This window comes from Lederbergia sp. NSJ-179, assembly GCF_022867885.1.
Lineage (GTDB): Bacteria > Bacillota > Bacilli > Bacillales > Bacillaceae_C > Lederbergia.
The window spans coordinates 213,345-225,440 of sequence record NZ_JALIFP010000001.1 but is presented as its reverse complement, the minus strand read 5'-3'; the positions used below and the strand labels follow the sequence as shown (position 1 = coordinate 225,440).

Annotated in this window: 13 protein-coding genes; 3 read left to right on the top strand and 10 right to left on the bottom strand. The window is 38.1% G+C overall.

All coding sequences use genetic code 11. The features are described from left to right. Positions 1 to 63 precede the first annotated feature (63 nt). From MUB24_RS01215 to MUB24_RS01190, 6 genes are all read right to left on the bottom strand, one after another. A complete protein-coding gene (locus MUB24_RS01215; protein ID WP_244700094.1) occupies positions 64 to 2,229 on the bottom strand; it encodes a penicillin-binding protein in 2,166 nt (721 codons plus the stop codon). Next, positions 2,226 to 2,579, bottom strand: coding sequence for a cell division protein FtsL (ftsL, locus tag MUB24_RS01210; RefSeq protein WP_244700092.1), 354 nt, complete (start codon positions 2,577 to 2,579; stop codon positions 2,226 to 2,228). The genes MUB24_RS01215 and ftsL overlap by 4 nt, the downstream gene beginning before the upstream one ends. 31 nt (positions 2,580 to 2,610) lie before the next feature. After that, the gene (gene rsmH / locus MUB24_RS01205; RefSeq protein WP_244700090.1) at positions 2,611 to 3,543 is read right to left on the bottom strand and encodes a 16S rRNA (cytosine(1402)-N(4))-methyltransferase RsmH; all 933 of its coding nucleotides are present in this window, start codon (positions 3,541 to 3,543) and stop codon (positions 2,611 to 2,613) included. A 51-nt stretch (positions 3,544 to 3,594) separates the two neighbouring features. Next, complete coding sequence (mraZ, locus tag MUB24_RS01200; RefSeq protein WP_244700088.1) at positions 3,595 to 4,026, bottom strand: division/cell wall cluster transcriptional repressor MraZ; 432 nt, start codon at positions 4,024 to 4,026, stop codon at positions 3,595 to 3,597. 132 nt (positions 4,027 to 4,158) lie between these two features. Continuing rightward, positions 4,159 to 5,784 carry a bacillithiol biosynthesis cysteine-adding enzyme BshC gene (gene bshC, locus MUB24_RS01195; RefSeq protein WP_244700086.1) on the bottom strand — a complete coding sequence of 542 codons (1,626 nt, stop codon included), beginning with the start codon at positions 5,782 to 5,784 and terminating at the stop codon, positions 4,159 to 4,161. Positions 5,785 to 5,852: 68 nt separating this feature from the next. Further along, on the bottom strand, positions 5,853 to 6,767 hold the full coding sequence (locus tag MUB24_RS01190) for a 2-dehydropantoate 2-reductase (protein ID WP_244700084.1): 915 nt from the start codon (positions 6,765 to 6,767) through the stop codon (positions 5,853 to 5,855). 139 nt (positions 6,768 to 6,906) lie between these two features. Here MUB24_RS01190 and MUB24_RS01185 point away from each other — a divergent pair, with 139 nt between their 5' ends. Both MUB24_RS01185 and MUB24_RS01180 read left to right on the top strand, forming a co-directional pair. After that, the gene (locus MUB24_RS01185) at positions 6,907 to 7,374 is read left to right on the top strand and encodes an N-acetyltransferase (RefSeq protein WP_244700082.1); all 468 of its coding nucleotides are present in this window, start codon (positions 6,907 to 6,909) and stop codon (positions 7,372 to 7,374) included. Positions 7,375 to 7,452: 78 nt separating this feature from the next. Continuing rightward, the gene (locus MUB24_RS01180) at positions 7,453 to 7,893 is read left to right on the top strand and encodes a DUF4064 domain-containing protein (RefSeq protein WP_244700080.1); all 441 of its coding nucleotides are present in this window, start codon (positions 7,453 to 7,455) and stop codon (positions 7,891 to 7,893) included. A gap of 195 nt (positions 7,894 to 8,088) precedes the next feature. On the opposite strand, the gene MUB24_RS23145 is transcribed toward MUB24_RS01180, so the two are convergent. From MUB24_RS23145 to MUB24_RS01165, 3 genes are all read right to left on the bottom strand, one after another. Further along, positions 8,089 to 8,670, bottom strand: a complete 582-nt coding sequence (locus MUB24_RS23145) for an RsfA family transcriptional regulator (RefSeq protein ID WP_280516820.1) — start codon at positions 8,668 to 8,670, stop codon at positions 8,089 to 8,091. A gap of 103 nt (positions 8,671 to 8,773) precedes the next feature. Next, entirely contained in the window at positions 8,774 to 8,947 is a 174-nt protein-coding gene (gene rpmF / locus MUB24_RS01170) for a 50S ribosomal protein L32 (protein WP_244700078.1), read from the bottom strand. Between the two features lie 366 nt (positions 8,948 to 9,313). Next, positions 9,314 to 9,853, bottom strand: a complete 540-nt coding sequence (locus MUB24_RS01165) for a YceD family protein (protein ID WP_244700075.1) — start codon at positions 9,851 to 9,853, stop codon at positions 9,314 to 9,316. A 239-nt stretch (positions 9,854 to 10,092) separates the two neighbouring features. On the opposite strand from MUB24_RS01165, the gene MUB24_RS01160 reads away from it, so the two are divergent. Next, positions 10,093 to 11,301: a nucleotidyltransferase gene (locus tag MUB24_RS01160; RefSeq protein WP_244700072.1), complete on the top strand. Its 1,209-nt coding sequence runs from the start codon at positions 10,093 to 10,095 to the stop codon at positions 11,299 to 11,301. Here the strand turns inward: MUB24_RS01160 and MUB24_RS01155 are convergent. Next, a complete protein-coding gene (locus tag MUB24_RS01155) occupies positions 11,291 to 12,073 on the bottom strand; it encodes a patatin-like phospholipase family protein (protein WP_244700069.1) in 783 nt (260 codons plus the stop codon). The two genes, MUB24_RS01160 and MUB24_RS01155, sit on opposite strands and share 11 nt — an antisense overlap. Between the last annotated feature and the right edge of the window lie 23 nt (positions 12,074 to 12,096).

Sequence of the window (12,096 nt, the reverse complement as noted above, 5' to 3'; positions counted from 1 at the left end):
CTCACATAGAACGATTCCACAGAAAAAGAGGATGACCGAAGTACATCCTCAACCTTCTTTATCTTATTCATCCTTTTTCTTGCTTAACGCCTCTTGGGGTGTTTGAAACTGAACCACTACCGTGTCACCTGGTTTTACAACAGTGCCAGGTTTATAACTTTGATGATAAAGATAACCTTCTCCCTCCGCCTTAAGCTGTATATCAGCCATTTCTGCGAGGTTCATCACTTCTCTTTTTGACCATCCTGTCATATTTGGAAGCGTCAGTGAACCTTCTGTTTTTATAAACACCTTTTCTCCGATCATAAGTGTTTCATCAGGAAGGGGAGATTGATTGATCACCTTTTCTCCCTTTCCTACTAGAACAGGTTCTAATTTTTTCTCTTTCCCCCATTTCACAGCTTCTTTTGAGCCCATGGAAGAGAAATCTGGAAGTTGTACTGTTTTGGCTTTAACAAATTCTTCAGGTTTTATATTTAAATATTGTAAACTACTTTTCATGACGGTATTAAAGATCATCGAAACGGGTTTGGTTCCTGAATCCCCATCTAGCTTTGGTTTCTCTACCATTACATACATAATTAACTGAGGATTCTCTGCTGGCGCAAGACCAAGAAACGAAAAGATATAATTATCTTCCCCTTCTAAATACCCACTGGGACCAGCAATTTGAGCAGTCCCCGTTTTTCCTGCTACCTGATATCCTTCAATATTATACGCTTTTCCTGTTCCGTCCTCACCTGTAACCACCGTTTCTAAAACATCAATGACTTCCCTAGCTGTTTCCTTACTTATTGGTTTCCCCGCTACTTCAGGTTTTGTCTTCTGAACGGTTTCTTCATTGGGATCCACTATTTTATCAACAATATATGGTTTCATCATAACACCATTATTGGCGATTGCGGTCATGGCCTGCACCATCTGCAAAGCCGTCACTGTTGTCCCTTGTCCATATACACTCGTTACTTTTTCAACTGGATAACGGTATAAAATCTTCCCTGTGGCTTCATTCGGTAAACCGATATTGGTCTTTTGGCCGAATTTAAAATTATTCATGGACTCTAACCATGTTTTTGTCCCCATTTTCTCTAGTAAATAGGCGAATCCTACATTAGAGGAACGTTGAACACCTTCTAAATAGGAGATTGTCCCCCAACCTGCACCACCATTATGATCTTTAATGGGTGGACTTGTCCGATCCACACGATATTGACCAGAAGGAAATGTATCATTTGGATCAAAGACTCCTTTCTCCATTGCCGCGGCTAGGGAAAAGACCTTCATGGTCGAACCAGGTTCAAAACTTGTTTCAACGACCTCATTATGCCAGGTTTGATCAATTCCTTCTCTTGTCTCTGGATGAAAAGTGGGGCGCTGTCCCATCGCAAGGATTTTGCCTGTTTTCGGATCAGCGACAACCGCCATTATTTTTTCGGGGGAATATTTCTCATCCACTTGGCTCATCGCATCTTCTAAAAAGGTTTGAATTTTTTTGTCGATCGTCAAGTAGATATCCTGTCCATTCTGTGGTTCTTTTATATGTTTTTTAGCGTTTGGTAATATATAATTCCATGCGTCTCCTTCATATTGGATTGAACCATCTTTTCCGGTTAACAAATCATTAAAGCTTTGTTCCAACCCCATCTTCCCGACAATTTGTGCAGGTTTATTTTTTTCTTGTTCTTTTTGAGCGTAGCCAATAAGGTGGGAAGCAAAAACCCCATTTGGATAAAACCGCTTTGTATCGACTAGAAATCCGATACCAGGTAATTTCAATGCTTCAATTTTGTTTTTCACACTATGGGAAAGATCCCTTCCGGCCTTCCCAAATTCCACCTGTTTTGCATCTTTCGTCAGTCTCGAATATATTTCCGATTCCTTCATATCAATATATTCAGCTAGTTTTTTTGCTGTTTCTGCTGGATCGACAACATGTCTTGGTTTCTTTTTATCTGTTGTTAAAGACTTATCTAAAACGGCAACCAGCGTATAAGATTCTGAGTCTTCTGCAATGACTTGACCATTTTGATCAAAGATAGAACCTCGCTTAGCTTTCAAAACTCCTTCACGCAAATGTAGTTTTTCCGCCTCTGCGGCTAAAACTTTCCCCTTCACCTCACCAGAAGACTGGATAGTCACAAATCTTACAATCAATACAAAAAAGAGCAAGCTAAATATAATAAAAAATACCGCTGCTCCTATATTTCTATTTTTTTTATGATTACTCATTTTTTCCCAACCTTGACATTATTTCCATCTAAACCTAATCCCATTTTGTCCGCTACTTCTTTTACCGCTTCATACTTAGTCATCTCCTTAATTTGCGCTTCTAGCTCATTATTTACTTTCTCTTGTTCCTGAATGGCCGTTTTGACATCTTCCACACCTGTGTTTACTTCATACATTTGCGCATTTGCTGAAATAATCTGAATGGACATAACGGCAAGAAAAGCAACGAATAAAAAAGCAAGAATTTTTTCTCCGGGAGTAATCTTGGCATGACGTTTAACTCTTTTTATTTCCTTTTCTGGTTGTTGTACCGGTTGATATTGGTATTGTTTACGGGCTAAATTACTCAAATAAATGTCCCTCCATCTCCATGAATAATTTTTATATTTTTTCAGCAATCCTTAATTTTGCTGATCGAGCACGATTATTTGTATCCACTTCTGCTTCACTGGGAGTAATCGGTTTTCTTCGAACCAATTTCAGTAAAGGTTCATACCCTTTTGGAATAGCAGGCATTCCCGGTGGCAAAGGAGGCCCTTCACTAGAAGTTTTAAATACATTTTTACAAATTCTATCTTCCAAGGAATGGAAGGTAATAACACATAATCTTCCACCAGGATTCAGTAATTGAATCGCTTGATGAAGGGATGATTCAAAGGCATGTAATTCATCGTTGACGGCTATTCTAATCGCTTGAAAAATTCTTTTGGCAGGATGACCACCTTTTCTACGTGCAGGAGCGGGTATCCCCTCTTTTATTAAATCTACTAGTTGCCCCGTCGTCTCTATTGGAGCCTCAACTCTAGCGGCTTCAATTTTTCTCGCAATTTGTTTTGAGAATTTCTCCTCACCGTATTGAAAAAAGATCTTGACTAAATCTTCATATGGCCATTCATTGACGATCGTATAGGCCGAAACGGACCCACTCAGGTTCATCCTCATATCAAGTGGTGCATCCTGATGATAACTAAAGCCTCTCTCAGGATCGTCTAACTGTGGGGAGGAAACTCCTAAATCGTACAATATCCCATCGACCTTATGTACACCATGCTGTTCTAACTCTTCACGAAGATGGACAAAATTGTTTTGAATAATCGTTAATTTGTCCTTTTCATGGGCAAGTGTCTTCTTCACATGTGCAATCGCCGTTTCATCCTGATCAAACGCAATCAATCGCCCTTTTTTCGATAATTGCGAAAGGATTTTTTGGGCGTGACCACCACCACCTAGAGTACAATCTACATATATACCATCAGAGTGAATGTTTAGTCCCTCAGATGCTTCATTTAATAAAACTGTCGTGTGCTTAAACATGAGGTCCCCCTGTTCTATCCCCTGACTCCTCATTGATACGGAATGAAAAAATCAAATATTAAAATCAATCATATTCTCAGCAATTTCTGCAAATGATTCTTCTGATTCTGTAAAATATTCTTCCCAAATTTCCTTATTCCAAATCTCTATCCGACTGGAAACTCCTAAAACGACACATTCTTTTTCTAATTTCGCATAGCCAATCAATGTGGTAGGTAAATTAATTCTTCCTTGTTTGTCGATCTCACACTCAATGGCACCAGAGAAAAAAAACCTTGTAAAAGCACGTGCATCCTTCTTCGTCATCGGTAAGGTCTTTAATTTTTCCTCCAATTGTTGCCATTCATCAAGAGGATACCCAAATAAACACTGATCAAGACCTCTCGTAATCACAAATGATTCTCCAAGAGCGTCTCGAAATTTAGCCGGGACAATTAAACGTCCCTTTGTATCAATGTTATGTTGGTATTCTCCCATGAACATGAGACACGCCCCCACTTTCTATCTCTAATTTACCACATCCCCCCACTTTTCACCACCCTTTTTTATTCCTTTCTAAAAAATTTATGAAAGAAGACAACAAAACCCTTCCAATTCTGGAAGGGTTTATTCCTATCATATTTTTACAATTTTATGTTTTCCATCGAACTCAAAAGGCAATTCCATCAATTGGTGGATAAATTCCTCGCCTCTATCATTGATATAATAATAGATATTCCATATTCTTTCCTGGGGACTACCATTCGGTCGCAAATGGCGCTCAATCCGTTCATATTTTTCTAACTCATATTGATGTTTTTCTTTCATAAACTGATCTGCTTTATTTTTAAGAAAATCAATTTGTTTGAAATGAAACGCTAAATTTTTTTGAGCAAGTGGTAGAAGCCCGCGGTTTTTATTTAACCTCTCAAAAATCGTTTGGTACCGTTCATCCAGATACTGACTGATTCCATCCAATATAGTGTAAAATTCCCGATCTGTTACTGTATCAAAATAACCCTGCTTTTCTTTCTCTGTTCCCTTTTCTATGACATCGGAAAGAGAAAGTTGTAAATCATTTAGATCCCTTTCAATACTTGATGTGAGAAAGGTGATATTTATTCTTGGAACAAGAGGGGGCATATTCATATTCCATAATTCAAATGCTTGCTTTAGTTCTCCCCAGTAGGCAATTTCCCCTGGCCCTGCAATAAAAGCAAGGGATGGAAAAAGGGATTCTTGCATAAGTGGCCTTGTCACCACATTATTGCTAAAAGTTGCTGGCTCCCTTTGTAACCATTCTTGCAAATTCTTTCGATTTATTTGTAGGTCACTCTTTTCAGATGTAAACCTATCTGTCTCTGGATCATAATCCAAAAGAAGACGCTCTTTCCCTTTATACAAAAACAAATTTGCAGACTGACCATGTATATCAATCATTCGGCTAAACCCATGATCCTTTATAGCTTTTTGTTGGGTTAGAACCTTTTCCGTAATAAGAGATGCCTGATCAATCATTTTTGAAAAGAATGGCTTTTCCAAATTTCTTAGATTAGGATCAGCCGCATCCATCACTAATAATCCATAATTTTTAAACAGGGACATGATTAAGTATGAAAAAAAGTCTGTTATTGTTCGGCTATGGGCACTTGCCTCAAGGATAGAAGCGATTAATTCTTTCGTATGTTTTCGCTCACCGAAATGCATAAAAATCGTTTCCACCCATTTTTGCAATTCTTCCTTATCATAATAAATATCGGAAGCCATTTGCTTTAATCCAGATTGAGTTGGAAAATTAATCTTCTTCATACTTTGCCCAGTTTCAGCATAAACATGATTAATTTCTAAAAAATCATGGTCTTCTCCTGCAATCCAGAATACGGGAACGACAGGTGTACCCAAATTCTTTTCTTGCTGTTCAGCCAGTTTAAGAATCGAAATAATTTTATGTATGGTATACAGTGGTCCTGTCAGTAATCCTGCTTGCTGACCACCAATAACAACGGTGGACTGCTCATGTCGTAATTTTTCAAGTGATTTTTTGGTTTCAACAGACGTTGGGAAACGTTCTAAATAGTTTGCGATACAGGTAGTAAGAGCTTCTCGATTAAAACGTCGTTCCATTACATCCTTATAGCGTTTTTCAAAAACCGCATTCTCTGTTATATCATAATGAAAAAAACCTTTAACAGGTTCTTTTTGTTCTATATAAAGAGAAGCAAAGTCGTTCATCGCAGGAATGACGATGCTTTCCATTTTCATTGACAAACTTCCTTTCATGAATTTGTAAAGGTAGATAAAAGTATAGCAAATCGAATCATAAAATGATATTAAAACATACTGGCTATTCCTTTTAGATCCCTTTCTCTTTCCATTCCTTTGATGATTTCAAATACGAAGGCAGCAAATGGAAGGGCAATTTCTTTCTTTTTCGCCCGGCAAATAACCTCCCCTAAAATAGCCTCTATTTCGGTTTTTCTTCCTTCCCTCATATCTACAAGCATGGAAGAAAAATTATCTTTTGTGTTCTTGCAAATATGTTCGATTTTTTCCAATGATTGCTTTGACTCAATTTCCGGAAAAACGGAACATATTTCTGCATGAAGTTTTTTCAGTAAACGATAAAAATGTGGATTTTCCACTAAGCTTCCATTTTTTACATTAAAAATAGTTGTTAAAGGGTTGATCACACTATTGGCCATTAATTTTGAAAAAATCATTTTTTTATAATCCTTGTGAAAGACAAAGGGAAATTGATCAGAACTACTTTTAGGAAAAGAAATAAATGCATCTTCTAATCCTTTATAAACAGCAATATTGGTGACTCCCACACCTGTATGAACGATCTGATGAAGATCCACTCTTTTTACACCATGTTCAACTGTTCCAATAAAGATCGTTTCATGTGGCAATTCTTTTATAATCTCCAAATGGCCAATTCCATTCTGGATGAAAAGGAGTGGAAGATGTGCTGGAAGATCCAACAAAAGCGGTAAAAGACTTTCTAAATCATATTGTTTGACAGCAATCACAACAAAGTCTTGACTCCCTAATCGATCAACATTGTCGCTTGCCTTGATAGAATACCTTGCATTTGCTTGTGAGCCAGCTAAAATAATCCCCTTCTTATTTAGGACATTCGCCTGGGCCTTCGTCCTGGTGAAAATGGACACCTCATGATTTAAACTAAGAAAAGCGCCAAATAAAAGACCGACAGCTCCCCCACCAATAATCCCGATTTTCACTTCATCACCCGCTACTTATATATAGTATGAAAGTAAGAATTACATGAAATAAACTGATTTTTTATTCACTTTATAATATAATATTCTTAAGCAAAATTCACTTCTTAGACATGAGACACAGCGAAAAGGAGGGTTTAGAATGGGAAAAAATGTTCAGAAGTTAAAGATAAACTTTAAAACTTTAGACGAATTTAAAAAGTTCAAAGAGTTCGGCCTGCAAGAGCTGTCTATGATAGATGACCTCCAGGCCAATATGATCGAAGATGATTCGCACTCCCCTTTTTATGGTATCTATTTTGGTGATAAGTTGGTTGCAAGGATGAGTTTATATCAACGTGCCGCCAAATTTGATCAATACTTTAATCCCCCTCAGGATTATTTAGAATTATGGAAATTAGAGGTGTTATCTGGATATCAAAACATGGGCTACGGTAAAGCACTTATAGAATACGCAAAAAGCTATAATATGCCGATAAAAACAAATCCGCGAATGAATTCTCGTACCTTCTTTGAACGGATGGGCTTTGAACCGGTCACCTATGAAATGGCGCGGGACCGTGGCGAAAATCCGTTAGTTTGGTACCCAAAAGGTGTTACGGAACAATAATTTTTAAAAAATGTGAAACTCTTTAAAATCGTAATCGTATATTAATATGTATACATTATAAACCAGGAGGTATTTCTTTTGAAAAGAACAGGCGAAATAACTTTAGGAATCATTGGGATTGTATTTAGTGCTTTAACAAGTTTACTTGGAATGCTTTTCTTATTTTTAGGTTCAGATGCAGTCAAAAGTGAGATCGCGAATGATCCAACTCTCTCAAATGACCCAGCTGTTTCAATGGAAGAAATGGAAGGCATCCTCGGCATTTTTTCAGGGGCTGGTTGGGCCATCATTATCGCAGCAATCATTGGAATAATTCTAGGAATTATTGCTGTTATTAACGTAAAGGGAGATAAAAACCCGAAATTAGGTGGCTGGCTGAATATTATCGGAGCGGTTTTAATGGGGATTATTTCGCTTGGAGCGGCGTTTTTACCTGCCCTTCTTTTCTTAATCGCTGGTATTATGTGTTTTGTGCGCAAACTACCGATTGAGGAACCAACTAATTCTCAAATTCTATAAGAGGATGTTCAAAAAGTCCGGTAAAAATGACACTGCGAATTTCTTCGTTGGCTTGCTTTTCCGCTGCTCACGTATTAACTGCATACGTTCCGCTGCTCAAAGCTACGCCGCCTCGAACTTCTTGGTCCTTTTTATCCTCCTTTTTGAACACACTTTATAAGGAAAAGGAGCCGATCATTCTTTCGGCTCCTTTCCTTATTTCACCTTAACCCCATTTGTCTCATTGATTTCTATAGAGAATTCACCTGCCATTTTCCTAGCCTTATCAAGAAGATACATTAATGAGTGATAATCTTTCTTTAATTCCTGATACTTTCTATTTGTCTCTTCCACCTCCTCTTTAGCTGCTAAACTCTCAGCTTTTAAAATTTCCACCCTTTCCTTTAACTCTTTATTTTCTAGTTTGAATTGTTCGAGTTCGCTCAATTCCTTTTCTAATTTTTCGAAGAGAAAGGTTGCATCCGCCAAAATCGTACTGGGAGCTTCTTGCTTAAACTGATTTTTCGCTCTTTCTGGCGCATTTTCTTCAGTTGAAGAGAGCCTTCCCTCTTTTCTTTGCTTTCTCGCTTTTTTGGCTTGTTCAATCTCTTCTTTATATTGCTTTCTAATATTGGAATTCCAGCGAAATCCACATGCTGCAGCGGTTCTTTTTAATTGCTTTCCAGCTTCTTCAAACGCCTTCAATTGTGTACTTGCCTCTCGAATATGTGAAAGGACCAATTCGGCTAATAGATTATCTTCATCAGATGACCAGGCATCTTGTCGCGAAATTGACATTTTATCACCTCTACTTTTTGTAAGTATATGCCTGTGTATGGAAAGATAGAATCAAAAAAAAAGCGTGAAGAGCCATGGTCTCTTCACGCTTTTTTACTTCATCTTAATTATTTACAACTTCTTTACCTTTATAGGTTCCGCACTCCTTACAAACCCGATGTGCAAGTTTCATCGCCCCACAATTTGGACATTCAACCATGCCCGGGACTTGTAATTTAAAATGAGTCCGACGTTTTCTTTTAGCCGTTTTTGACGTTCTTCTTTTTGGTACAGCCATTCTTCCCACCTCCTTATAAGAAAAGCGCAAGCGCCCGTTTAGCGACGTACAAACTTTTTAGGGGCCTGACGAGATAAAGGAAACACGATGAACCCGAAGGGTGAATCGATGTTGACTTACGCAAGCAGGCACCGAAAGTTTGCTAGTCGCTGGGCGCTGGAGCTAGATCCAACATTAGCCAAAATTTATACTTTCCTATCCTGTAAGAAAAGCGCAAGCGCCTTGTTCAGCCCCGACAAGCAAATGTTCTGAGACAAGAAAAGTCCGGTTTTGACTTTTATTGGCTCAGGTTATTTGACCTCGAGCCGATGGCGCCTGGAGCTAGATCCTAACCGCTGGGCGCTGAAGCTAGACAATGAAAAGCGATCATTCCTCTTCATTTCCTAACAAGGTAGCAAGCCCAGCTAGACGGGGATCTACTTTTTTATCCTTTTGTTTTTCTTCTTGATACTGTTCCTCTGTCATGACATTCCAATCTTTCCCGGCTGGCATGTTGTCATTCAAGGCTTCTTGCGAAAACACTTGCATGGGAATATCGACGAGGATCAACTCCTCTATAACAGGAATCAAATCGACTACTCCGTTCTCAGGTACATGAATCATATCATCTACCTCATCATCTGATAATGGGTTTGAAGTAAATGAAAAAACCTCTGATGAATAAATGTCTAAAGGGTACTCGGTGTCCACTAATGTCCGAGAACAAGGCAAAATTAATGTCCCATCTATATGAAGATCAAAAGTAACCTTTTCAGCATCAACCTTACACTTCCCTTTAACGTGTAGAGGACTAGCATCTCTAATGTCCGGATTTCGTTTTACAAGGTTATTTGAAATATCGATCGTTTGGTCAATTTCCACTTCAGTATGCCGCAATTTTTGCAACTGAGAAACTGTCCACTTCATGCTTATCACCTCTTGGCAACAAAAGTAATTATAGCTTTCAGACTGTTGTTTGTCAATATATCTCCTTTACATTTCCCTTCGTTCTATGTTTTACATTCCTCTACCATCTTACCCAAATACTTTTCTGAAAATGCCAAATATTAGTTTACCATAAAAATACTATGTATATTTCTTTGTGTTTTTATTTTTAATCACTCTTTAGTATCATAATAGAAAGTTGATTTTTTGGGGGAGCGGTAATGAAAACAGTAGGAATTGTAGTGGAGTATAATCCATTCCATAATGGACATTTGTATCAATTACAAGCGGCAAAGGAAAAGGCTCAGGCAGAAACAACCATATGTGTGATGAGTGGAAATTTTCTGCAAAGGGGAGAACCTGCTCTTGTTTCAAAATGGTCTAGAACGAAAATGGCCTTATTAGCTGGGGTCGATCTTGTGATTGAACTACCATATGCCTTTTCTGTTCAAAAAGCAGAGATCTTTGCCTATGGAGCTATTTATTTACTGAATGCCTTACAATGCAAGCATATTTGTTTCGGAAGTGAATCAGGCAATATAACAGACTTTTATAAAACGCTTCAATTTTTAACTCGTCATCATTCCCAATACGAGAAATTCATTAAAGAATTTATGAAGAAAGGGATGAGTTATCCTTCGGCATTATCCGCCGCTTTCCAAAAATTACATCCAGGAAATGAGCTTGTTGACTTATCAAGACCTAATAATATTCTTGGATATCATTATATTGATTCGGCCTCTAAAATAAATCCGCACTTGCAACTTATGACCGTACAAAGAAAAAACGCTGACTATCATGATGAGTCATTTAATCATACCAATATCGCTAGTGCGACTTCTATTAGAAATATGATACAACAAACGGATCATATCCAAGAAATAAGCCGCTATGTACCAGAAACGACATTTTCAGAATTACAGACTTATCTTTCTAGATTTGGTCAGTTTCATTTTTGGGAACATTATTGGCCATATTTGCAATATCAGCTTCTTTCAAAAAGGAGAGAAGAGCTAAAATTAATTTACGAAGTGGAAGAAGGATTAGAAAATCGATTGGTTCGGGCAGCCCAATCCGCCCATCATTTTCAAGGTTTTATGGAGATCATCAAAACAAAGAGGTACACTTGGACAAGATTACAGCGGACGGCGACCCATATCCTTATGAATACACATAAAGAGATGATCGATTCATTCGGGATGAATCCGCAATATATTCGACTCCTTGGTATGAGCAGAAACGGCAGAGAGTATTTGAGCAAAATAAAAAAAGATCTACCCATCCCTCTCATTTCCAAAGTTTCCGGCCAACAAAATGGGATGCTTGCCTTAGATAGAAAAGCGACCCAGATTTATGCGCATGTTTTACAAGAGCCCTATCGAACAAGACTACGTGACTTGGAATATAAACAACCTCCCATTATGATGTAGGTTCGTTATAGTCGGAAATCAAGCGCTTGATTTCCGGCATTTTTCTCAAGGTCTCTTCCTCTCCTCTCTTGATCATTTCATCAATATTTTTAAAAGATCTTGTACTAAACTCTTCTACATGTGGTCGAATCATCAAATCTGATTCAAGTTCTCTAGCAGTGCCGATCTCAGTTTGCATAATATCTAAACTTTGCATAATGACATCGTATATCGTTGTAATTTCTGCTTTTTTATTTACAAACGCGACATCTGATCCGATGACAATATCTGCTCCCATCTTTCTTACGGTCGAAATGGGAATCTTATCCACAACGCCGCCATCGACAAGAAGCCGCCCGTTTATTTTTTCCGGTGTGAATATTCCTGGTATGGCAATGCTTGCCCGGACAATCTTGGCAATATTTCCGCTTGTAAATTCTACCCTTTCACCAGTTTGTAAATCTGTAGTCATAACACAAACAGGAATATTTAAATCCTCTAGGTTTTTACCATGCATAAACAGGTCAATCATATTTTTTATTCTTTTTCCCTCAATAAATCCCATCTTCGGGATTGTAAAATCTAGATAATGATTTCTTTTAAACGCAATAGAGAGCTTAATCAATTGCTCAACATCATGGCCAAAGGCATAGAAGCAACCGACAAGGGCGCCCATACTACTCCCAGCAATACAATCGATTGGGATAGAATGATGCTGCAAAATTTTTAATACCCCTAAATGGGCAAATCCTCTTGCCCCTCCAGACCCTAATGCTAAGCCAATTTTAGGCATGCCTCATCGCCTCCTGGAACATC